Origin of the sequence: Aeromonas sp. MR16 (assembly GCF_022549315.1) — a bacterium.
Classification (GTDB): domain Bacteria; phylum Pseudomonadota; class Gammaproteobacteria; order Enterobacterales; family Aeromonadaceae; genus Aeromonas; species Aeromonas aquatica.
In genome coordinates, this window is record NZ_JAKZFK010000049.1 from 1 (window position 1) to 22,905 (window position 22,905).

A 22,905-nucleotide genomic window follows, 5' to 3' on the forward strand; every position below is an offset into this window, starting at 1 on the left:
CTCCCTCGGTGGCCGCGCCGCTGTCGGCGGAGATGACCGGCAGATCGTCGGTGCCGGTGATGGTGATGGTGACCGTGGTGGTCGAGCCATCGCTCAGGCTGACGGTGAACTGCTCGACATGCTGTTGCCCCTTGGCCAGCGCATCGACGGTGGCGTTGTCCGCCAGCACGAAGCTCCACTTGCCGCTGGCATCCACCGCGAACTGGCCGTAGGCGTTGTGCTGGTTACCGGCCACGAAGGTCAGGCCCGGGTTGTCCGCATCGCTCGCGGTCAGGGTACCGGTCACCGGGGTCAGGTCTCCCTCGGTGGCCGCACCGCTGTCGGCGGAGATGACCGGCAGGTCGTCGGTGCCGGTGATGGTGATGGTCACGGTGTGGGCCGTGCCATCGGCACTGTGCACCACGAAGGTCTCGACCTTGGTCTCACCCTCCTTGAGGTACTGCACCAGATTGTTGTCGACGTTGTAAGTCCAGGCACCACCGCTGGTGATGGTCAGGCTCCCCAGCGCATCCGCGCTCGGGGTGCCGTTGCCGGCCACGAACTCCGATTGGCCCGCATCGGCGTCGGTGATGGTCAGGGTGCCCGTATCGGTCAGGGTCGGGTTAGCAGCATCTTCCACCACCGCGCCCTGATCGTCGCCCGCGATGGTCGGCAGATCATCGGTGCCGGTGATGGTGATGGTCACGGTGTGGGCCGTGCCATCGGCACTGTGCACCACGAAGGTCTCGACCTTGGTCTCACCCTCCTTGAGGTACTGCACCAGATTGTTGTCGACGTTGTAGGTCCAGGCGCCGCCGCTGGTGATGGTCAGGGTCCCCAGCGCATCCGCGCTCGGGGTGCCGGTGCCGGCCTGGAATACCGCCTGGCCTGCATCCGCATCGGTCACCGTCAGCACGCCGCTGTCGGTCAGGGTCGGGTTGGTCGCGTCTTCTACCACGGAGCCGGTGTCGCTGCCGCTGATCAGTGCCGCATCGTTGACCGGAGTCACGGTACCGGTCACACCTGCTGTGGCGTTGTGCAGACCGTCGGTGATGCTGTATTCGAAGGAAATATTGCCATTGAAATCCGGAGCTGGCGTGAATACCAGCTGACCATTGGTCAGGGTCACGGTGCCATTGTCGATGGCGACAGAACTACCTTCCGTAATGGCTTGGCCATTGATGGTGGTAATGGTCAGGCGATCACCATCCAGATCCCTGTCGTTACCGAGCACATTGATGGTGACGGTGCCATCTTCTGCCACGTTGAACTGGTCATTGCTGGGTACGGGAGGAGCGTTCACCACGCTATTGTCGGTGCCCTTTGGCGAGGTGTTACCCGCCAAATCGGTCAGGGTGGCATCGACCGAAATGGGGCCATTGACCGGCAGATCCGTCGTCGGAATGGTCAGGTTGACCAGCGCCTTGTTGATGTCATCCGCCGTCAGTACGGATGAGCTGTCGGGCACGCCATCCCCATTCCAGTCAACGTCAAGGCGATCCCCCACCTTGGCATCGGCAGGCAGACGAATGATGACGTCCACCCCGCTCTCCCGCTCATTGGCGGAGATGACATTGTCTGCCCCGTCCTGGATCTCGACCAGGGGAGCCGAAGGTGCCGTGCTGTCCACACTGCCATCGTCGGTGGCGGTACCGGTATTGCCGGCAGGATCGGTCACCGAAGCCGTGACCTTGTAGGGACCATCGGCCAGCGAAGTGGTGGCGTCCACGCTGAAGGTGCCATCCGGCTTGACCAGAGTGGTCAAGGTCTGCGGGTTGCCGTTGGCATCGGTAACCACCAGGGTCACAGTGCTGCCGACCGGGGCATCGGTGGACCCCGTCAGGGTCGGGGTCTTGTCATTGGTGTTATCTGGTGCGGAGACGGTGATAACGGGAGCAGTGAGATCGACGAGTTCATCCTCTCCGTCTCGCGCGTCGGCTACCGGTGCGAGGCCGGCCGGGTTGGCGGTGTCGAAGCCGGCGGTGGAGATGGTTGCATCGCCGGTTCTGTCGATGGTGACAAAGCCGCCATTGCCGCTGGCGCCCGCGACGCCACCGATATTGCCCGCAGCGGGAGCCCCGCCAGCTGCCGACGCCTCAAAGGTCTTGGTCGGGTCGGTCCCGTCCAAGATGGCCTTCTGCAAGGCCGCAATATCGTCAGGAGTCTGCGCAGCATTGTTCTGTGCCAGCAAGATATCTTCCGCTGCGGGTTCCTTGGTCGGGCTCAGGGTGAAGGTCGTATTCCCGCCCTGGAAGCTGGCTCCCTCAGGACTGAACACCACCGCATCCTTGGGCAGCACATCACCTTCGGTCAGAAGTGTTTGGCTCCCGTCAGCGGCAACCAGATAGATTTTGCCTTGCAATTGGGTAACGACGACATCCTGATCCAATACGATGTTATGGCTGCTCATGGTTTCTCCTGAAATATCAATGGGCATGTATCTCCAGCCTCTAATGTGCCCGTTATATTGACCAGAAACCAGTGAGAAAAATCGAACGAACAGACCAATATGAAACCTGGTTATGGACTGAAAACGAAGGGTAGGTGAAGGGTAATAAAATTAGTTAAATCAATAATATCGATTATGACAGCTTGAACACGGGAGCCCCGGTAGGCTCCCGTGTTGCGCTAGCTCAGGCTCCGGCCCAGAGCAGGATGGCCAGCAGTTGGGGGGAGATGATCCGCAGGAACATCACCAGCGGATAGACGGTCGCGTAGGAGAGGGCACTGGCCCCGCTGGTTGGGTGCATGCCGTTGGCGAACGCCAGGGCGGGAGGATCCGTCATGGAGCCCGCCAGCAGGCCGCACAGGGTGAGGTAGTTGAGCTTGCCATAGTGGCGCGCCAGCACCCCGACCACCAGCAGCGGGATCAGGGTGATCGCCATGCCGTACATCATCCAGGCCGGACCATCGCCGTTGATCAGGGTGTCGATGAAGCCGGCCCCGGACTTGAATCCCACCACCGCCAGGAACAGCACTATGCCGATCTCGCGCAGCGCCAGGTTGGCGCTGGGCGGCATGAACCAGTAGAGCTTGCCGATGCTGCCGATGCGCGACAGGATCAGCGCGACCACCAGCGGCCCCCCTGCCAGCCCCAGCTTCAACGCCGCGGGGAAGCCCGGCAGGTAGAAGGGGATGGAGCCGAGCAACACACCCAAGCCGATGCCGATGAACACCGGCAGCATCTGTACCTGCTGCAGCTTCTGTTGCACGTTGCCGACCACGCTGGTCACGGCCTCGATGGCCTCGAGCCGCCCTACCAGATTGAGAATATCGCCGAACTGCAGGCTGGTCTGGCTGGTCGGCACCAGCTCGATGCCGGCCCGATTGAGCCGTGAGATGACCACATCGTACTTCTGCTTGATGTCGAGGTCGCGGATCCGCTTGCCGAGCACCTGCTCGTTGGTGACCACTACCCGCTCGACCCGCAGCTCGGTACCCCGAGTGGAGAGCGAAGTCTCCACCTCTTCCCCCAACACCAGCAACACCTTGTGCAGGGCGTGTCGCTCGCCGACCAGGTGCAGCAGATCGCCGAGCTGGATCCGTGAGTCCGGATTAGGCACCATCAGCTCATCATCGCGCTTGAGGCGGGAGCAGATCACGTCAGCCTCGTCCAGGCTGGGGATCTCGCGCAACATCAGGCCATGCATATTGGGGTTGCGCACCGCGATGTTGATGGTCTGCAGGCTCTCCTTGGTCTTGCCTGCCTGTTGTTCGAACGCGGCGGCTTCTTCGTCGATCTTGATGTGAAAGAACAGTCGAATGAGCCACATGGTGAGCAAGATGCCGCAGATCCCGAACGGATAGGCCACCGCATAACCCATCCCCATCAGGCCTGTCATGTCCGGATCGGCCCCGAGCTCGGCCAGGATCTGCTGGCCGGCCCCGAGGGAGGGGGTATTGGTCACGGCGCCGGAGAAGACCCCGAGGATCACCGGCAGCGGCACGTCGAACAGCTGATGCAAGGCCGCCGCCACCACGCAGCCGAGCAATACCAGCAAGGCGGCGAAGACGTTGAGCTTGAGGCCCGAGCTGCGCAGGGAGGAGAAGAAACCGGGGCCGACCTGGATGCCGATCGTGTAGACGAACAGGATCAGGCCAAATTCTTGAATAAAATGAAGTGTTTGCTCATTTAACTGCAAGCCGGACAGGCCCGCGAAGTGGCCCACTATGATGCCGCCGAACAGCACCCCGCCGATCCCCAACCCCACGCCATAGACCCGCCAGTTTCCCAGCCAGAGTCCCAGCACCGCCACCAGCGACAACATGCTGATGGAAAGCGCGATCTCACTCATTGTGTGCATCCTTTGCAAGCTGAACTGCGCATAGCTTGTCAGCAAACGAAAGGGGCAACTGTGGGGTGCCGCACGAATTTAGCCTTTCAATGGCACCAAAATACCAACTAAGGGTTAGATGTAGCCATAGATGGCCACGAAGTGACACAGGCTGCCCCCCAGCACGAACAAATGCCAGATGGCGTGGTTATAGGGGATCCGCTTCGCCACATAGAAGATCACCCCCAGGCTGTAGATGAGCCCGCCTATCCCCAGCAGCAACAATCCCTCCCCTGCCAGATGCAGGTAGAGCTGATAGACCACCACCAGCGACAGCCAGCCCAGCATCAGGTAGGTGAACAGAGACAACCGCTTGAAACGGTTGATAAACAACAATTTGAACACCACTCCCACCAGCGCCAGCCCCCAGATCACCACCATCAACCCCTGCGCCAGCGGCGTGTCGAGCGCCACCAGCAGGAAGGGGGTATAGGTGCCCGCGATCAGCAGGTAGATGGCGCAGTGATCGAACACCTTGCACCAGCGTCTGGCCGTCCCCGACCCCATGCTGTGGTAGAGGGTCGAGGCGAGGTAGAGCAGGACCAGGCTAACGCCATAGAGGCCGTAGCTCAGCAGCACCTGTGGTCCCTCATTCCAGCCCTTGTGCAACAGCAGGATCAGGCCAACGATCCCGAACAGCAACCCCAGCCCATGGCTGAGGCGGTTGGCCCACTCCTCCTGTGGGGAATACCCCGTCACATCACTCATCAGAAACTCCTGTTCAGATTCGGCTCACTCTAGCGGCCCTCATTTCAGGCTACAAGTGTTAGCTCAAAAATATTGAGGCGACCACCCCGGGTTCCAGGCAGTCAGGAGATGGCTGTTCCCCAGGGTCCTTTGGTGTATGCTCTGCGGCCGACGCCACCCGCCGCCCGTGCCGATGGCAATGTCTGCCGGCACGCTTTCTGCCCGCTATTTTCTGCCCGACACGCTGGTCTGGAGAACCTGATGAAGCTGACTGAACTCTTTACACAACCGGATCCTGCCTTCGGCCAGGCCATGACGGCCCTGCTGGAGACCTTTCATCACTCCGATGACAGTCAGGCCCCCTACCAGCGCGATCACTTCGTTCATCAGCTCGATCAGTCCCGTATGCCCGCCACCGGCATAAGCACGACAGAGTACCTCACGCGGCTCGCCACCCTGGTCCCCGGCGCCTCCCATCTCACCTCTCCACGCTACATGGGGCACATGACGGCGCCACTGCCGGCCTTCACCGCCGAGTTGTCGCGCCTACTGGTGATGCTCAACCAGAATCCGATGAAGATGGAGTCCTCCCGCCTGCTCAGCTTCCTGGAGCGGGAGGTGCTGGCCAAGCTGCACCGCCTCATCTATCGCGAGGAGGATGACTTCTACGAGGCGCAGATGCATGCCAAGGATGCGGCCCTCGGCGTCATGACCAGCGGCGGCACCATCGCCAACGTCACTGCCCTCTGGCTGGCCCGCAACCGGACCTGTGGCGACAACCTGTTCGCGCTCTATGAGCAGGGCTATCGCGGCGCCGTGGTGCTGGGCTCGCGGCTGATGCACTACTCCTTCGACAAGGGTATGGATCTGCTGGGGCTGGGGGCATCGAACGTGTGGCGCCTCGACACCGACGCCAACAACCGGCTCAGCATCCCGGCGCTGGAAGCCGCGCTGGCCCGGTGCAAGGCGCAGAAACTCAAGGTGCTGGCGCTGGTCGGGGTTGCCGGCAGCACGGACTTTGGCTCCATCGATCCCCTGCCCGAACTCGCCTCCATCGCCAGGCGCGAACAGATCCATCTGCACGTGGATGCCGCCTGGGGCGGCCCGACGCTCTATTCCCCTCGCTATCAGGGGCTGCTGGCCGGGATTGAGCTGGCCGATACGGTGACCCTGGATGGTCACAAACAGCTGTTGGTACCGCTTGGCACCGGCATGCTGCTCTGCCGTCAGCCGGATCTGATGATGGCCGTCAAGCGGGAGGCCCCCTACGCCATTCGCGCCAGTTCCTTCGATCAGGGTCGCTTCACCCTGGAGGGGACCCGTCCGGCCAATGCACTCTATCTGGATGCCGCCTTCCAGCTACTGGGCCAGCAGGGTTATGCCGCGCTGATCGAGGCCAACTACGACCGGGCGCGGCTGATGGCCACTCTGATCGAGGCGAGCCCGGCCTTCGAGCTGATGTCGGCACCGGTGATGAACCTGCTCTCCTACCGCTGCATTCCGCCTCACCTGCAAGGCAAGGCGCTGGATGAAGGAGCCAACGAGCAGATCAACCGCTTCAACGTGGCGCTGCAAAAAGCGCAACGCGCCGAGGGACACAGCTTCGTCTCCCGTACCCAGCGGGCGGTGGGACGCTACGGCGCGCAACCGCTCACCCTGCTGCGCGCCGTGTTGCTCAATCCGCTGATCGAGGAGCGCCACATCCGTGATCTGTTGGCGGATCAGTTGCGGCTCGGCGAGGCCATCGCCCACGCACTGTTTGAGACACCAAGCGTTCAAGGCGTGGCGGGAAAATAACGGGAACCGACGGCAAACCGGCGGGTCTTATTCATTTGCCGTTGCCTAACGGGCAGGTACACTGAGTCAAATTTTGAGGTTGATGAGCCCAGCATGAAGCAGTTTATTGAATTTATTCCCCTGATCGTCTTCTTCGCGGTCTACAAGTTTTACGATATCTACACCGCCACCGGCGCCCTGGTGGTGGTCACCGGCCTGCAGCTCGCCTACAGCTGGATCCGCTATCGCAAGGTCGAGAAGATGCAGCTGTTCACCTTCCTGCTGGTCGGTTTCTTCGGCGGCCTCACCGTCTTCTTCCATGACGACACTTTCATCAAGTGGAAGGTCACCGTCATCAACGTGCTGTTCGCCCTCGCGCTGCTCATCAGCCGCTACGGTTTTGGCAGGAATCTCATCAAGCAGATGCTGGCCAAGGAGCTGCAGGCACCGGATCGCATCTGGGATCACGTCAATCTCGGCTGGGTCGCCTTCTTCGCCGCCTGTGGTCTGCTCAACCTCTATGTGGCCTTCAACCTGTCCCAAGAGATGTGGGTCAACTTCAAGGTATTCGGCCTGCTGGGCATGACCCTGGTGTTCACCCTGCTCAGCGGCGTCTACCTCTATCGCCATCTGCCAGCAGAGCAAAAAACCGAGCAAGAAAAATAACCGCAACATGAAAAGGACTGTTCCATGTGGTATCTGATCTACTCCGAAGACGTGGCAGGCAGCCTGCCCCAGCGCAAACTGGCACGCCCCGCCCACCTTGCTCGCTTGCAGGCCTTGCAGGATGAAGGACGGCTGTTGACCGCCGGCCCCAACCCGGCCATCGATGCCGAGGATCCCGCCGATGCGGGCTTCACCGGCAGTACTGTGATCGCCGAGTTCGGCAGCCAGGCAGAGGCCAAGGCCTGGGCCGATGCAGACCCTTACGTGGCGGCAGGTGTCTACGCCCGCGTCACCATCAAGCCCTACAAGAAGGTGTTCTGAGGCTGGGGGTTAGACCCCTGACCATAGGAATAGAAAAGGCCGGACACTGTCCGGCCTTTTCATGTCTGTGCCGCTCTGGGCTGACAACTGTGGCGTCAGGCCCTGGCCACAAACCAGGGATTGAGGATATCCCGCTTGTTGTACGCAAGCGGCTCGCCATCGAGTTGGGTGACAGTGCCACCCGCCCCTTCCAGCACCGCCTGCGCGGCTGCAGTATCCCACTCACAGGTCGGGGCCAGGCGCGGATAGAGCTCGGCGCCTCCCTCGGCGATGATGCAGAACTTGAGGGAGCTGCCCATGGAGACCAGCTCTATCTCGCCCCGCGCTATGTCACCAAAGCGAGCCAGATAATCCAGGGTCGCCTGTGACAGATGGTTGCGGCTGCCCACCACCTTCCAGGCTTGTCCCTCTACATGAGGCCGAGTCTGGATCGCGGCAGTGCCGCTTTCGTCAATCCGCCAGGCCCCCAGTCCCTTGCCGCCATACCAGAGCTTGTCCAGCACAGGGGCATAGACCAGCCCCCAGACCGGCCTGCCATCGTCAATCAAGGCAATATTCACCGTAAACTCCCCATTGCGGGAGACGAATTCCTTGGTGCCATCCAGTGGATCCACCAGCCAGTAACAGGACCAACTGAACCGGGCCTGCATGATCCCGACATCCGACTCCTCCGACAGCACGGGGAAATCAGGGGTCAGGCTGGCCAGGGCCTGCACAATCACCTCGTGCGCCCCCTGATCGGCTGCGGTGAGCGGGCTCTCGTCCTGCTTGTACTCCACCGCGAAGGGTTTGCTATAGATGGCCATGATGGCCTCACCGGCGGCGCGGGCGATGGGCTCCAGCTCTGAAATGGCGGGTAAGTACATGGAAAAGATATCTCGCTCAAATGGTTAGCCAGTGTACCTATTCTGGAGGTGTGTGGCTTATAGCCGATTTGATTGTGTTATTCCTTGTTAACTCTGACAGACGAAAAATGGCGCAGCTCGACTAGTTTTTTATAGCCATTCGGCACCATACAAGGACGTGAAACCATGAACTACAAAACCCTGACCGCCACCCTGCTGCTGAGCCTCTTGCCGTTATTGAGCCAGCCTGTGCTCGCCGCCGACAAGCCGGCAGCCAAGCCAGCAACGACAGTGACCAGCGCCAAGGAGGTCGGCAAGATCAACCTGAACACCGCCAGCGCCGTGGAACTCGCGGCGCTCAAAGGCATTGGCGAGAAGAAGGCCCAGGCCATCGTCGACTATCGGGAGAAACAGGGCAAGTTCACCTCGGTGGATCAGCTGGCCGATGTGAGTGGCATCGGGCCCGCCACTCTGGATGCCAATCGGGACATGATTATCGTCAAGTAACCGATTTGAACTCCTCTCATCCTGAGGGCGGCCTGTGGCTGCCCTATTTTTCTTCGGGTATCATGAGTTCACTTCGTATCTTCGGACTCATTTCCATGAAAAAGACCCCGCTCGTTGTTCGCAAGGCCGTTCTTCCCGTCGCCGGCTTGGGCACCCGTATGCTGCCCGCCACCAAGGCCATCCCGAAAGAGATGCTGCCGGTGGTCGACAAGCCGCTGATCCAGTATGTGGTGCGTGAGGCCATCGCCGCCGGCATCAAGGAGATCATTCTGGTGACGCACTCCAGTAAGAACTCCATCGAGAACCACTTCGACAAGAGCTTCGAGCTGGAAGCGACCCTGGAGAAGCGGGTCAAGCGCCAATTGCTGGAAGAGGTGCAGCACATCTGCCCGAAAGACGTCACCATAATGCACGTGCGCCAGGGCGAGGCCAAGGGCCTGGGCCATGCGGTGCTGTGCGCCCGCCCGCTGATCGGGGATCACCCCTTCGCCGTGCTGCTGCCTGATGTGCTGATCGACGAGGTGGCCAGCGATCTCAAGCAGGACAACCTGGCCGAGATGGTGCATATGTTCGAGGCAGACCAGATCAGCCAGATCATGGTGGAAGCCGTCCCCGAGAGCGAAGTGGACAAATACGGCATCGCCGACATCAAGGGCGAGGCCCTGAGCGCCGGCATGTCGCTGCCGATGCAGGCCATCGTCGAGAAGCCGCCGCGCGACGAGGCGCCCTCCAACCTGGCCGTGGTCGGCCGCTATGTGCTCTCCGCCAACATCTGGCCCTTGCTGGAGAAGACCCCGGCCGGGGCGGGCGACGAGATCCAGCTGACCGATGCCATCGCCATGCTGATGGAACATGAGCAGGTCAACGCCTACTTCATGAAGGGTCGTAGCCACGATTGCGGCAGCAAGCTGGGTTACATGAAGGCCAATGTGGAATACGCGGTACGCCATCGGGAGATGGACAGCGAATTTACCGCCTGGCTCAAGCAGTTCGTCAAACAGTTGTAATAGCTGAAAATTCACACAATACACAGAATAAAAGACTGGGCATCATTCGATGCCCATTTTCATTTTATAAACAAATATTCAACCATCGATAGATAAAATATCGTCAAAACCTCTCGTTGTAATTCGATCCAGCATGTTTTATAAGGAATATGGCTTGTTTCTAGCCCTTGCATAAAATTCCTAAAAAAATATAAGACACAGGTGGAAGTTCCATGAATAACCCGTCTAAAGGGACCTTTTTAGGTCATCCTAAAGGGCTTTTTTTGCTCTTTAGTACCGAACTGTGGGAGAGATTCTCCTATTACGGCATGCGCGCCGTCCTCGTACTCTATCTGACCGACATGACCGCCAACGGCGGCATGGGCTGGACTCAAGCCGACGCACTCAAGCTGTACGGCATCTACACCGGCCTGGTCTATATCACCCCGATCATCGGTGGCTGGCTGGCCGATACCTTCCTCGGCCAACGCCGTGCGATCCTGATTGGCGCCATCTTCATGGCCGCGGGTCAGTTCACCCTGGCCCTGCCCCACGCCATGTTCCCGGACATGGTCAACACCGTCTTCTACGCCGGTCTTGGCTTGCTGATCCTGGGTAATGGTCTGTTCAAACCGAACATTTCTACCATGGTGGGTGATCTGTATGAAACCGGTGATCACCGTCGTGACGGGGCCTTCACCATCTTCTACATGGGTATCAACCTGGGCTCCCTGCTGGCGGGCGTGATCTGCGGTGCCGCAGCCACTGCTTACGGCTGGCAAGCCGCCTTCGTCAGCGCCGGTATCGGCATGCTGCTCTCCCTCGTCGTGCAAGCCACCATGGCACAGCGCTTCCTGGGTGACATCGGCCGCGTGCCGGCCGCTCAACGCGCCGCCGCACAACGCTCCAAGGAGCAGAAGGCGCCACTGACCAAGCAGGAAGTGGATCGCATCAAGGTCATCCTGGTGCTGGGTCTGTTCACCATCATCTTCTGGGCAGGCTTCGAGCAGGCCGGCGGCCTGATGAACCTGTATGCGCAGGAATATACCGACCGCATGATCGGCAGCTTCGAAGTGCCGACCGCCTGGTTCCAGTCCCTGAACCCCTTCTTCATCATCACGCTCGCACCCATAGTCGCGGCCATCTGGATCAAGCTCGGCAATAAAGAGCCGAACTCCCCGGTGAAGTTCGCCATGGGTCTGCTGTTCCTGGCTATCGGCTTCCTGTTCATGATCGGTGCCGTGCTGGAGCAAGGTGGTGATCAGGCCGTCAAGACCTCCATGTTCTGGCTGGTCGGTGCCTACCTGTTCCACACCCTGGGTGAGCTCTGCCTCTCCCCGATCGGTCTCTCCATGGTGACCAAGCTGGCTCCGCTGCGTCTGGCTTCCCTGATGATGGGTGCCTGGTTCGGCTTCGTCGCACTGGCCAACTACATCGCCGGTTTCGTGGGCTCCTTCGTCGGTGAGTCCGGCCCCATCGCCATCTTCGGCGGTATCGCCATCGCCGCCGTGATCAGTGCCCTGATCCTGCTGACCATGGCCAATCGTCTGGTCTACTGGATGCACGGTGCCGAAGGTCCGGCCAAAGAGTCTGACGAACACGACAAAACCCTGCAGTCTGCCACCGTCTAACCGGTCCGGATTGTAAAAAGCAAACAGGGCGCCCAGTGGGCGCCCTGTTTTTTTGTGCTCATCGATTCAGTGGTGACGAACCTGCATCTTCAGCGCACTGCCGCTGTCGCTGCGAAACTGCAGTTCGAACGGCTCGTGCCAGCTGCGTTTGTGCAACGTATAGCGAGTGCTGCGCATCAATCCAAGCGGCAAGCCGCCCGAGCGCATCAACCAGTGGGGCGAGGTGAGACCCGCATTGGCAAACACCAGGCCATCCTCCTGATCAAACAGCAGCGCCGCCATGGCGAACGAATGACGCAGACCCGATTCGATGAGTTGCAGGTTAAGATAGTCAAGCAGACGGTGGGGCTGGGTCAGCAGCAGGCTTTCTTGCTGCTGATACTGGCGGTAGGGGCCATTCATCAGCGATCGCACCAGGGCACCGCAGAAGGCGGCATCCATGCCGAGGATGGGGAGCTCCATCACCAGCACCAGCAACTTGTCCCCCAACTTGAAGGTATCGGGGATAAACAAGTTGCCCATGCCGGCGAAGGTCACCTGCCAGGGTCCCCACTCCTGCAAACCGGGCGGCGTCAGCCAGGCCAACAAGCGGCTGGAAGCCCTGTCGTGCCCCCGGAAAAAATCCATGTGATCCATCAGCTCCAGCTGCTGGCTCTGGTGGGCGCTACCCGCCAGGCACTGATCGATGCTACGCCGGATCTGGCTGTAATCGGACACCGGTTTGATGAAGAAGTCCCTGGCCCCCGCCCGCAGCGCTCGCTCGACCGATGCCATCTTGTCCTGGCCCGAGATGACGATGACGGGCACCTCAGGGTAGCGGGCGGCGAGGCAGGCGATGACCTCATGCCCATCCATGTTCGGCATGTTCAGGTCACATAATACGATATCGGGGTGATAGAGCGCGGCGGCAGAGAGCCCTTCAATGCCGTCTTCGGCCTGAAACACACAGGCCCCATCATGCTCGAGATAAGTGACCAGCGAGTGGCGAAAAACCGCTTCATCTTCTACCACCAGAATCCGTAGTCCGGCTTTTGACATCTTGACAAAGCTCTTATTAGTCAGAGTGTTAGTTGAGCATTAAGCCTAGAGCATCTGTGGTCTATCTCGCCACTCAATATTGCCGCGCATCCGCTTGAAATGGTCATGACGCCTCCCAACCATTTGAAATGGGCGGATTATTTTATCGAGATTTTCTGGCCAACCAGGAACTCTCCCCGCTGAGGAAGGTATCCGGCGGGCGATGAGTCCCTCATAACCACTTCGGCTTGTGTGTGAGCCGTGAATTGTGTGCGACCCCGCCATGAGGGATAATGCCCCCATTCCTGATCCTGAAGAACACCATGACTCCAGCCGAATACAGCGCCCTCGCCCATCCCAGATTATCCCACCCGGCCCGCAGCCTCTATACCCTGCAGCTGCGCAGACTGGTGCTGGAAAATCAGCTGGCCAGGCTCAACTACCCCGAGCTGGGTCGGGCGCTGGCGGTGGTGGATCCCACCGATCCCAGCGGCTTCTGTTTCCAGGTCAATGCCCGCCAGCTGACCGAGCTGCTCGACGAGTTGATGGAGGCCGGGCTGTTGCAGGTCGAGGCTCAGCCCGACAGTGAGCACTACCATCAGAGCCCGTTCCAGCTGCCGTTGCTGAGCCAGCGGGTACGCAGCCCGCTACCGGAGCGCCCGTTCCAGATGCACCTGCAGTGGCGACCGGATGAGGAACTGCCCGCACTCGCCCGCCTGTGCGGGGTGATCGACGCCAGCTACAACGAAGAGGATTTGGGGGAGTTCATTGCCTACTGGCTGGGGCGCCCCGAGGTGTTCGACTCCCAGCATCAGTGGATGCTCAGGTTTATCCGGGCCCTCAAGAGCCGCCGCTACGCCCGTCGTCAGCCGATGGTGGTGGCGGGCTATCAACAGGTCACGCCTGCCCCCGCCGAGTCTGGCCCGAGCAAGCGGGCACAGGAGATGATCGAAGAGGCCAAGCGCCTGGCCCAGACCCAGGAGCCGGATAATGATTGATCCCGAACGCCCGCAACAGGCACTATTAGCCCCTTGCCAACCCAGCCCCAGCAGAAGGAGCCTTCCATGACTGACCCGCACGATCCCCTGCGCCAGGAGCTGGAGGAGATCGAGGCCAAGCGCCAGAGGATCGCCAAAGCGAAAGCCAAACAGGACCTCCGTATCCACGATCCCGAGCTGAGCCAGCACGTGGGCGGCCTGCTCGAGCGCATTCGCCGCCTGCAGGCCCAGACCGGCGGCAGCCAGTACGACTACGAGACCCTGCGCAAGGAGTATGACGCCAAGGCCAACGCCGAGGTGCGCGAGCTGCAGAAGACGGCCCGCCAGGAGCGGATCCAGAAGCTGATCGCCCAGGCCGACCTCAACCCGGACTGGATATTCGACAAGATGGACGCCACCGATCCGGCGCTGCAATACCCCATGGAGACGGCCCGCTATTTTATCAGCGGCTTCGAGCACTGGGAGAAGAGCGGCGGCGGCTGCATGCTCATCTACGGTGACTATGGCACCGGCAAGTCCACCCTGGCGGGCGCCGTGGCCCATGAGCTGATCGCCCTGCATCAGAAATCGGTGATCTTCCAGCAGTGGGCCTCAGTGGTGGACAGGCTGTTCTTCAACGTGATCCAGGATCAGGAGGAGCGCAATCAGTACCGCCGCGCGCTGGAAGAGGTGGATCTGCTGATCATCGACGAGGTGGCCGCCAACCGCACCAAGATGGCGGAGAGCCAGTCCAGCTTCCTCGGCCACCTGCTGCGCCGTCGTCGCAACCTATCCAAGAGCGTCATCATCATCACCAACCACAGCCCCCAGAGCCTGCACCAGGCCATCGGCGACTTCAGCTTCGAGGCGATCAAGGCGTTCAATCCGGTGGATATCCACCTGAGTGGCCCCAGCCGCCGCCCCAGCATAGGTCACTACAACGGCTGATCCCCAAGGGCCGGCGTCAGCGACGCCCGGCCCGTCGTTCCCCCCCGCCCCCTCACAGATAGAAACAACTCTCATTTACATAGCGCCGTCGAGCCCCTAGGCTAGCCCTTTTGTCCAAGGGAGATCTCTCATGCCAACAACACTCATCTTCGGAGCCAGCCGCGGGCTGGGCCGCGCCTTCACCGATCAGGCCCTGCGCCAGGGGCACAGGGTCCTGGCCCTGGTTCGCAACCCGGAGGCGGCGGCCGAGCTGCGCACGCTGGGGGTCGAGGTCGTCGAGGGGGATGCCCTGGATCCGGCTGCCGTCACTCGCGTCTGCATCCTGGCAGGCAACGAGGCGCAAGTGGTCTCCACCCTCGGCAGCTTTCGCCAGCCGCAGCCGGTGGACTATCAGGGCAACCGCCATGTGATAGATGGAATGGAGCAGGCCGGGCTCGAGCGCCTGCTGCTGGTGACCTCGCTCGGTTGCGGCGACAGCTGGCAATATCTGCCAGAGCGGGCCAGAACGGCCTTCGGTCACGAGGTACGCTTGAAGAGCCTGGCCGAGAGCTGGTTGCAGAGCAGCACGCTGGCCTGGACCATCTTGCGGCCGGCGGGACTGCAGGATGGCGAGGCCACCGGCCAGGCAGTGCTGAGTCAGGGAAAAGAGGTACACGGTCTGGTCAGACGCCAGGACGTGGCCATGCAGGGTTTGCGACTGCTCACTGACGAGCAGGCCCTCGGCCAGATCTACGCCATCGGCGACCCCGGTCTGCAGCGCAGCTGAGCCCGTCCACCAAAAAAAACGGTCAGCCTCAGCTGACCGTTTTCATCTTGGTCTCGGCGGCCTGCCGCTGGCGCCACGCCAGCAACCAACAAGCGAGCAGACCGTTGAGCAGCGTCAGGCCCCACAGCTGCCACCAGTAAGGGGCCACTTGAGTAAAATCGGCCCCCATCTGGTTCAGGCGCAGCAATCCCTCGATGGCCGGCGTGCTCGGCGCCCACTGGGCCAGCCAGTTGAGCTGCGTCGGGATTAGCTCCAGCGGCCAGATGAAGCCGGCGAGGAAGACCAGCGGCAGTGATGAGACCAACACCACCTGGGTCGGCAGGTCGCGGCGGGTAAGCAGCGCCCCCAGCACTATGCCCAGCAAGGTGGTCGCCAGCAGGAAGGGCAGGATGAACAGCCACAGCTCGGTCGGATCGGCGGTGCGGGCTATGCCGTAGTAGTCGAGACAGAAGCCGAAGAAGTAGCTCACGGGCAGCACGAACAGCCCCCCCAGCACCAGAGTGCGGGCCAGCAGCAGAGGCAGCACCGGCACCTTCTGCCAGTAACCGGACTCCCCGCGCACGCTTCGCTGGTTCTGGGTCGCCCCCAGGATGCTGGCCCCCATCAACAGCACCTGATGCAGGATCAGCACGAACACCGCCGGCACCACGTAATTCACATAACCCATGCTGGGGTTGAAGACCGGTAGCACGTTGAGCCCCACCGCGTTCCAGCCCATGGCCGCCTGGGGCAGCGCCTCGCCCTGGCTGAGCAGACGCGCCACCTTGATCCCGGCCGCCAGGGTGCCCCCTGCCTGGGCCAGTCCCTCGGCGATGGTGCCATAGACCAGGAAATAGGAGGCATCGCCGGCATAGCTCAGGGTCACGCTCTTGCCCAGCATCAGATCCCGGTAGAAATGGCGAGGAATGTGCAGGATCCCGCTCGCCTTGCCGGTCAGCAGCCACTGACGGGCCTCCTCCAGGCTGCCGACCCGCGCCACCAGTTTCACCTGGGGCGTAGCATCGGCCATGAACTCCAGCTGACGGGAGAGCTGACTGCCATCATCGTTGACCACCACCACCGCCTCTTCCCGGGGCAACTGGTGCAGATAGGGCTGCGGATAGAGGAAGGAGTAGAAGAACACCCCACCAAACAGGGTCAGCATGATGGCGCGGTCGGCCAGCAGGGTACGCAGCTCGAGGCGCACCAGATCCCAGAAACCCATCATAGTTCCGGCTCCTTAGCGGCCAGCTGGCGAGCGGCATGGGCCTGCGGTTGATAGCGCCGTACCACCAGTAACAGCGGCAGCAGGAACAGCAGCAGGGCCCCGAACTGGGGCAGGGCCGCAGCGAGCGGCAGGCCGTAGTTCGCCTGCCCGACCTGCAGCTCCACATAGTGGGAGATGGGCAGCAGGCTGCGCCAGAACTGGGCGAAGTCCCCCATGGCACTGACCGGGAAGGTCACCCCCATGAAGGCGAAGCCGGGTGCCGTGTAGGCGCCCGCCAGCGACAGGGCGCGGGCCGGATCCCGGATGACGCCATAGAAGAAGGCCCCCATGCTGACGCAGGCGGCCGAGGCCAGCCCCAGACCCAGCGCCAACACCAGCCAGCTCCCCTGCATGGGATAGCCAAGCGCCCTGAACAACAGCAGGCTCCACGCCAGCCCCCATACCCACCCGATGAGCACATGAGGCAACAGAGTGCGCCAGAGGCCGAACCAGACCCCTTGCGTGGTCCAGTCCAGACCGAGTCGATCGGCCCGGGCCAGGGCGTTGATGCCATAGAGCACCACCAGGATCTGCCACACCGCCGGCAGCAGGGCACTCAACAGAAACTGGGCGTAGCTGGAGTTGATGTTGTAGAGCGCCGTGACCTGGCTGGCGATGGGGACGGACTGCCCCAGGGCGCCGGGCAGCGCCTTGCCATCGGCCATGGCCGCCAGCACGCCGACCTGGCCGTTGAGGGTGCCGACCACCTGGGCCAACGCCGCGTTGACCAGCTTGGCGATCAGGATGAACTGGCCGTTGTTGAACACCGTCACCTTGGGCTGGGTGCCCTCCCGCGCATCCCGCTCCAGATGGGCGGGGATCACCACCAGGGCATAGACGTCGCCGCCGCGCAGCGCCTTGGCCCCCTCGTCGATGGAGTCAAACTGATCGCTCAGGCGCAGACCGGCGGAGCCATCCAGCGAGAACGCCAGCTGACGGGAGAGCGCGCTGCGATCCAGATCCACCAGACCCACCTTGAGATCCCGCGCCAGCCCGGCCGAGAAAATCCAGCACAGCAGCCCGATCAGCAGCAGCGGGATCCAGCTTATCAGGGCCCGGCTGAAGGGATCCTGCCACAGCAGCCGCCATTCGCGCCGCATCAGAGTTCGACCAGCACGCTCATGCCGACCCGCAACCCTTCAACCGGTTGCAAGGGGCGCGCCTCCACCTGGAAGCTCTTCATGTCGAAGCCCTGGCGCGTGTCGGTGGCACGCCAGGTGGCGAAGTCCCCCATCATCGCCACGTGGGTGACCTTGAAGCGCACCGTTTGATCCCCCAACCCTGGGAGGCTGGCATCGAACTCGGTGCCGACCTGGAAGCGGGGCAGCAGATCCTCGCGCACGTGGAACTGGGCCCAGGCATCCTCCATGTCGAGCAGGGTCACCACCGGGAAGCCCTGCGGTGCCAGCTCGCCGCTGCGCAGCAACACCTGCGCGACCTCGCCGGCATGGGGAGTGGCAATGCGGGTATCGGCCAGATAGGCCTCCACCTCGGCCACCCCGCCTGCCGCCATCTTGGCCTGCTCGCGGGCCGCGACCTTGGTCTCCTCCCGTGCCCCTTCCAGGGTCATCTGATACTGCTGCCAGGCCATGCCTTCGCTGTATTTGGCTGCCTGCCAGGCGGTCCAGGCCTCGTCCCGTTTCTGCAGCGGCATCACCCCTTCCCGGTGCAGGTTGGCGATCCGCTCATAGGTCTTGCCATGAAGCTGGGCCGCCGTCCTGGCCTGCTGCCACTGATCCTTGGCCGCCGCGATCTGCTGGGCCCGCGCCCCCTTCTCCGCCTCCTGCGCCATGGCGCCGGCCGCCGCCTGCCCGGCCTTGGCCTGGCTCAGCTTGGCCTCGATCTCGGGGCTGGCCAGGGTGAATGCCAGCTGACCCTTGGCCAGCTGATCTCCCTTCTTCACCAGCACCTCGTCGATGCGCCCCGCCACCTTGGAGGAGACCGAATACTGCTGCGCCTCGATCTGGCCCTGCAGGCGCACCGGCTCCGGCTGATAGGCCAGCCAGAAACGCCAGCCCAGCCAGATGACCAGCAGCACCAGGGCCAGCGGCAACAGCAGCGGCTTGCCCTGGCTCATCTTCTTCTTGATGGGGGGATGACTCATGAATTCACCTCTGTCGCCTGAGCATGCTGATATTGATTGAAACTGTTCATCTGACCGGAGAGCGCCAACAGGCGGGCCAGGGAGATCACGTATTGATAGGCGGCGGCGGCGCGCTGGGTCTTGACCCCGGCCAGCTGGTTGCGCGCATCCACCACATCCAGCGAGGTGGAGAGCCCCTGGCCGAACGCCTTGTCCCGCAGCCGCACGTTCTCCTCGGCCAATGCCTGGGTCGAGGAGAGGGAGTGGTACTCCTCCAGCCCCTGCGCCGCCTCGCGCCAGGTCTTCTCGACCAGCAGCTCCAGATCCTGGCGGGTCTTGGCCTGCAACAGGTTGACCTGCAGCTCGGCACTCTTGGCCGCCTGCACCGTCTCGGAGCGGCCATCACGGCTCACCAGCGGCATGCTGACCCCGACCCCGACCAGCCAATCCGGCGTGGTCTTGGAGACGATGGAGTCATCTTCATAGAGGTTGTAGTTGCCGAACAGGAACAGCTCGGGGGCGTACTTCCCCTTCTCCAGCTTGATCATGCCCTGCGCCTGCTCCTTCTTGGCCGCCAGCAGCTTGAGGCCGGGGTGCACCGTCAGGGTCTCCTGCACGAAAGGATCGAGTTGGGGCATGTTCTCGTTGATGAAGAGCCGGCTGTTGGGTTCCGCCTGCTTGATCTTGAGCATGTGACCGAGCGCCAGCTGGGCGATCTCCAGGCTGCGCCGCGCCTTCTGGGTATCGATGCGAGCCCTGTCATAGGCCGACTGGGCGGAGAGCCGCTCGACCCTGGCGATCTGGCCTTGTGCCTCCAGTTTCTGGGCATGATCCAGATGATGGGCCAGCCCCTGCTCTATCTCCTGCTTGGTCTGCACCACCTGCGCCGCCAGCACCACCCCGAAGTAGGTCTGGGAGAGGCTCTCGAAGGTGGCCTGCTGCTTGAGCACCAGCAGCTGTTGCGCCTCGCTCACCTGGGCCTGGCGAATGTCCTGCGCCGCATCGATACGCCCGCCGACGAACAGCGGCCACAGCATCTTGACCGAGCTGGTGACCACGTTCTGTTTGGTCAGGGGGGTGACGAAGTCGCTGGGGCTGAGGTTGAGCGCCTGCATGACGGGGCCCAGTACCTTGCCAAATTCCGGGTGGTTGGCGATGGGATTGAGGTCCAGCATGTCCAGTTCCATCGGCTGATCGAGGTGGGTGTAGCTGGCCCCCAGATCCACCTTGGGCAGGTACATGGCCTTGGCGGCCTCGCGCAGCTGCTCTGCCCGCTCTACCCCGGCCTGCTCCGCCGCCAATCCGTCATCCTGCTGGATGACCCGGCTCCAGGCCTCGGTGAAGCTCACCGTCTGTGCCTGGGCAGAGCCCAGCATGGCCCCCAGCAGGCACGGACAGAGCGATTTGATGAACCTTGACGTCATACATCCCCAAATTCTGTTTGTAATAAAATTGTGTGGAGCCTTTGCTCGATTCAGGCTCGCTATCATAACGTAAACCCGCGGCGGAGGGAGACTGGCAAATCACTGAGTCCCTCACTCATTTGGCCCCGATCATGGTCTCAGACAATATGTCTGATTTTCAAGCACTCCTGAATTTGCAAGCCTTGGCGCGACGTTTTTTTCAGAAAAAAGTGGCTGACGCTCAAATACTAACCTTTTCTCCTGACTAAAAAATGCGTAATATACGCCGCCCTAAGCCGATGGTAACCGTGGAATGCAGATAGGTCCCCACACGCTTGAAACTCCCTTGATCGTGGCCCCCATGGCCGGTGTAACAGACCGACCATTTCGTGAACTTTGTTTACGTTTGGGAGCAGGCATGGCCGTTTCCGAGATGCTGCTGGCCAACCCGGATGTCTGGGATACCCAGAAAACCAGGATGAGAATGGGCCATTCTGCCGAAAGCGGATTGCGATCGGTCCAGATTGCCGGAGCCGACCCGGAGATGATGGCGTTTGCCGCCCGCTACAACGTGCAGCAGGGCGCTCAGATCGTCGACATCAACATGGGTTGTCCTGCAAAAAAAGTGAATAAGAAGTTGGCGGGCTCCGCCCTGCTGCGTCAACCCGAACTGGTCAGAACCATCTGCCAGGCCGTGGTGAATGCAGTGGAGGTGCCTGTCACCTTGAAGATCCGCACAGGATGGGATCCGGATAACCGCAATGGCGAGGAGATCGCCCGAATCGCCGAAGATTGCGGTATCGCGGCCCTTGCCGTGCATGGTCGTACCCGTTCCTGCCTCTACAAGGGGGAAGCGGAGTACGACACTATCAGGGCGATTAAGCAGGCCGTATCGATTCCTGTGGTCGCCAATGGCGACATAGACAGCCCGGAGAAGGCCCGGTATGTCCTCGACTATACCGGCGTCGACGCCGTGATGATCGGCCGTGCTGCGCAAGGACGACCCTGGATTTTCCGGGAAATCCGTCATTTTCTTGAAACGGGCACCAAGCTGCCGCCTCCCGACAGGGAAGAGGTTCGCACCCTGATGAACGAGCATGTTACCAACCTGCACCAGTTTTACGGTGCATATCTGGGAGCGCGCATTGCCCGTAAACACGTGGGCTGGTATCTGGATGAAGAAAAGACGGGCCGAGAATTCCGTAAACATTTCAATGCCCTGGATTGTGCAGATGCACAGCTGGAAGCACTTGAAGTGTATTTCGATGGATTAGGTTAACGCATAACTCGCATAACTAAAGAGCCGACCGAATATGTTCGAACAAACCCTGACTTCTGATGCATTGGTAACAACTACTCACAATCACGCTGCCGAGCCGACCCAGCGCCCCCTGCGTGACTCTGTGCAACAGGCCTTGCGTAACTACCTGGCCCAGTTGAACGGTCAGGAAGTGATTGATCTGTACGATATGGTTCTCTCCGAAGTCGAAGCTCCCATGCTGGACGTGATCATGCAGTACACCCGTGGTAACCAGACTCGCGCCGCCGTGATGATGGGCATCAACCGTGGTACCCTGCGTAAAAAGCTCAAACGCTACGGCATGAACTGATTTCGGTCATCCTGCTGCAGTGCAGACGAAGGCGTATCCCAGCGATGGGATACGCCTTTTTCTATGGCCGGCTTTTGCAATGTCTGCAATGGCCGAACATCACTCCGTCGCCAGCTTGAGGCCAAGGCCGACAAACAGGCCTCCCATCAAGCGGTTGAGCCAGCGCCCCAACCGGGCAGGCAGCCGTACCCTGCGGCTCGCATAGGCGGTCGAGAAGGCCAGCAGGTGGCACCAGATCATGCCGTTGAGATTGAAGATGCAGCCCAGCACGATAAACGCCAGCGCCTTCTGCGGCGCATCGGGGGCGATAAACTGAGGTACAAAGGCGAGGAAGAAGAGCGCAACCTTGGGATTGAGCACATTGGTCAGCAAGCCTTGCCGAAAGATCCGCCCGTAGGAGAGCGCTGGCATCGTCACCGGGGGCTCGGTCGTCGCAGTGGTCGTGGCGCCTTGCCTGAGCAGGGAAATCCCCAGATAGACCAGATAGAGTGCCCCCATCAACTTGATGACGGTAAACAGCTCGGCCGAGGTACTCAGCAGAGCCGACAGCCCCAGGGCCGCCGCCAGCACATGCACCATGGTCCCCGTCCCTATCCCCAGCGCCGCCACCGAGCCCGCTCGCCAACCCTGCGAGCCGCTACGCAACATGATGAGCAGCGAGTCCGGTCCAGGCATCATGTTCAACAGCAAGCCAGATACGATAAACAACGCCAGATCGTGGATCCCCAACATAGACAGCTCCTTGTGCATGAGACACACAGTCTATGGATCCGGCTGGCCTTGTCACGTCTGTTTCAGGCAATAGTGAGCATCAATGAAAGGCATAGCGGCTCGGAAGCGGACATAACGCGGCATAAAATGAGGAAGGAGATGAGCAATAGAGGACGTAACAGGCAGTGTATTTAACTGAATAAGTATAGTTTTACGACGCGGCAGACTAAAAAACAGGCTGATGATGAACAAACTCTCTACAACCCCCTGAATTCCAGCCAATAAAAAAGGCTATGTCCCAATTACGTGTTGCATGGGGCGCCCCAGCGCCTCATGCAAGCAATGCGGGATATCCACTGCCTGCCCATAACGCTCCAACATCCTTCGCCAGCCCAGATAATTCCTCAAATAG

21 protein-coding genes and 1 pseudogene are annotated in these 22,905 nt (G+C 61.2%); 11 read left to right on the plus strand and 11 right to left on the minus strand.

Going from position 1 to position 22,905, the window contains the following annotated elements:
* The 3 genes from MM194_RS20995 to MM194_RS21005 all read right to left on the minus strand — a co-directional run.
* On the minus strand, positions 1-2,389 hold a 2,389-nt coding region (locus tag MM194_RS20995; protein WP_241344860.1), incomplete at its 3' end, for a retention module-containing protein.
* 223 nt (positions 2,390-2,612) lie between these two features.
* Positions 2,613-4,274, minus strand: coding sequence for a putative transporter (locus MM194_RS21000; protein ID WP_241344862.1), 1,662 nt, complete (start codon positions 4,272-4,274; stop codon positions 2,613-2,615).
* Between the two features lie 114 nt (positions 4,275-4,388).
* Positions 4,389-5,021 carry a hemolysin III family protein gene (locus MM194_RS21005; protein ID WP_241344864.1) on the minus strand — a complete coding sequence of 211 codons (633 nt, stop codon included), beginning with the start codon at positions 5,019-5,021 and terminating at the stop codon, positions 4,389-4,391.
* A gap of 240 nt (positions 5,022-5,261) precedes the next feature.
* Here MM194_RS21005 and MM194_RS21010 point away from each other — a divergent pair, with 240 nt between their 5' ends.
* The 3 genes from MM194_RS21010 to MM194_RS21020 all read left to right on the plus strand — a co-directional run bounded on the left by MM194_RS21010 (position 5,262) and on the right by MM194_RS21020 (position 7,763).
* Positions 5,262-6,797: an aminotransferase class V-fold PLP-dependent enzyme gene (locus tag MM194_RS21010; protein ID WP_033132269.1), complete on the plus strand. Its 1,536-nt coding sequence runs from the start codon at positions 5,262-5,264 to the stop codon at positions 6,795-6,797.
* Between the two features lie 93 nt (positions 6,798-6,890).
* Entirely contained in the window at positions 6,891-7,442 is a 552-nt protein-coding gene (locus MM194_RS21015) for a septation protein A (RefSeq protein WP_033132268.1), read from the plus strand.
* 24 nt (positions 7,443-7,466) lie between these two features.
* Positions 7,467-7,763, plus strand: a complete 297-nt coding sequence (locus tag MM194_RS21020; protein WP_033132267.1) for a YciI family protein — start codon at positions 7,467-7,469, stop codon at positions 7,761-7,763.
* Between the two features lie 95 nt (positions 7,764-7,858).
* Here the strand turns inward: MM194_RS21020 and cysQ are convergent, their stop codons facing one another.
* Positions 7,859-8,629 (minus strand): 3'(2'),5'-bisphosphate nucleotidase CysQ, encoded by a 771-nt coding sequence (cysQ, locus tag MM194_RS21025; RefSeq protein ID WP_241344865.1) that lies wholly within the window; start codon positions 8,627-8,629, stop codon positions 7,859-7,861.
* Between the two features lie 165 nt (positions 8,630-8,794).
* On the opposite strand from cysQ, the gene MM194_RS21030 reads away from it, so the two are divergent.
* From MM194_RS21030 to MM194_RS21040, 3 genes are all read left to right on the plus strand, one after another.
* Complete coding sequence (locus tag MM194_RS21030) at positions 8,795-9,115, plus strand: ComEA family DNA-binding protein (RefSeq protein ID WP_033132265.1); 321 nt, start codon at positions 8,795-8,797, stop codon at positions 9,113-9,115.
* A gap of 95 nt (positions 9,116-9,210) precedes the next feature.
* Complete coding sequence (gene galU, locus MM194_RS21035; protein WP_033132264.1) at positions 9,211-10,122, plus strand: UTP--glucose-1-phosphate uridylyltransferase GalU; 912 nt, start codon at positions 9,211-9,213, stop codon at positions 10,120-10,122.
* Positions 10,123-10,334: 212 nt separating this feature from the next.
* A complete protein-coding gene (locus tag MM194_RS21040; RefSeq protein ID WP_033132263.1) occupies positions 10,335-11,732 on the plus strand; it encodes a peptide MFS transporter in 1,398 nt (465 codons plus the stop codon).
* 66 nt (positions 11,733-11,798) lie between these two features.
* On the opposite strand, the gene MM194_RS21045 is transcribed toward MM194_RS21040, so the two are convergent.
* Positions 11,799-12,770, minus strand: a complete 972-nt coding sequence (locus tag MM194_RS21045; protein ID WP_033132262.1) for a response regulator — start codon at positions 12,768-12,770, stop codon at positions 11,799-11,801.
* Positions 12,771-13,072: 302 nt separating this feature from the next.
* On the opposite strand from MM194_RS21045, the gene MM194_RS21050 reads away from it, so the two are divergent.
* From MM194_RS21050 to MM194_RS21060, 3 genes are all read left to right on the plus strand, one after another.
* Positions 13,073-13,747: a DnaT-like ssDNA-binding domain-containing protein gene (locus tag MM194_RS21050; protein WP_042655071.1), complete on the plus strand. Its 675-nt coding sequence runs from the start codon at positions 13,073-13,075 to the stop codon at positions 13,745-13,747.
* 66 nt (positions 13,748-13,813) lie between these two features.
* Positions 13,814-14,674 (plus strand): DnaA/Hda family protein, encoded by an 861-nt coding sequence (locus MM194_RS21055; protein ID WP_033132261.1) that lies wholly within the window; start codon positions 13,814-13,816, stop codon positions 14,672-14,674.
* Positions 14,675-14,804: 130 nt separating this feature from the next.
* The gene (locus MM194_RS21060) at positions 14,805-15,440 is read left to right on the plus strand and encodes an SDR family oxidoreductase (protein WP_241344867.1); all 636 of its coding nucleotides are present in this window, start codon (positions 14,805-14,807) and stop codon (positions 15,438-15,440) included.
* Between the two features lie 28 nt (positions 15,441-15,468).
* On the opposite strand, the gene MM194_RS21065 is transcribed toward MM194_RS21060, so the two are convergent.
* The 4 genes from MM194_RS21065 to MM194_RS21080 are packed head-to-tail and all read right to left on the minus strand — an operon-like array spanning position 15,469 to position 20,193.
* The gene (locus tag MM194_RS21065) at positions 15,469-16,647 is read right to left on the minus strand and encodes an ABC transporter permease (protein ID WP_241344869.1); all 1,179 of its coding nucleotides are present in this window, start codon (positions 16,645-16,647) and stop codon (positions 15,469-15,471) included.
* Positions 16,644-17,786 (minus strand): ABC transporter permease, encoded by a 1,143-nt coding sequence (locus tag MM194_RS21070; RefSeq protein WP_241344871.1) that lies wholly within the window; start codon positions 17,784-17,786, stop codon positions 16,644-16,646. The genes MM194_RS21065 and MM194_RS21070 overlap by 4 nt, the downstream gene beginning before the upstream one ends.
* Positions 17,786-18,790 (minus strand): efflux RND transporter periplasmic adaptor subunit, encoded by a 1,005-nt coding sequence (locus tag MM194_RS21075; RefSeq protein WP_081966256.1) that lies wholly within the window; start codon positions 18,788-18,790, stop codon positions 17,786-17,788. The genes MM194_RS21070 and MM194_RS21075 overlap by 1 nt, the downstream gene beginning before the upstream one ends.
* A complete protein-coding gene (locus MM194_RS21080) occupies positions 18,787-20,193 on the minus strand; it encodes a TolC family protein (RefSeq protein WP_241344872.1) in 1,407 nt (468 codons plus the stop codon). Before MM194_RS21080 ends, MM194_RS21075 begins: the two co-directional genes overlap by 4 nt.
* Before the next feature lie 292 nt (positions 20,194-20,485).
* Here MM194_RS21080 and dusB point away from each other — a divergent pair, with 292 nt between their 5' ends.
* Together dusB and fis are read left to right on the plus strand one after the other, a co-directional pair.
* Complete coding sequence (gene dusB, locus MM194_RS21085; protein WP_241344873.1) at positions 20,486-21,451, plus strand: tRNA dihydrouridine synthase DusB; 966 nt, start codon at positions 20,486-20,488, stop codon at positions 21,449-21,451.
* Between the two features lie 34 nt (positions 21,452-21,485).
* Positions 21,486-21,782: a DNA-binding transcriptional regulator Fis gene (gene fis, locus MM194_RS21090; protein WP_005309538.1), complete on the plus strand. Its 297-nt coding sequence runs from the start codon at positions 21,486-21,488 to the stop codon at positions 21,780-21,782.
* A 99-nt stretch (positions 21,783-21,881) separates the two neighbouring features.
* On the opposite strand, the gene MM194_RS21095 is transcribed toward fis, so the two are convergent.
* Positions 21,882-22,514: a LysE family translocator gene (locus MM194_RS21095; RefSeq protein WP_241344874.1), complete on the minus strand. Its 633-nt coding sequence runs from the start codon at positions 22,512-22,514 to the stop codon at positions 21,882-21,884.
* A 270-nt stretch (positions 22,515-22,784) separates the two neighbouring features.
* Positions 22,785-22,905, minus strand: a pseudogene (locus MM194_RS21100) (IS1595 family transposase); the annotation flags it as partial.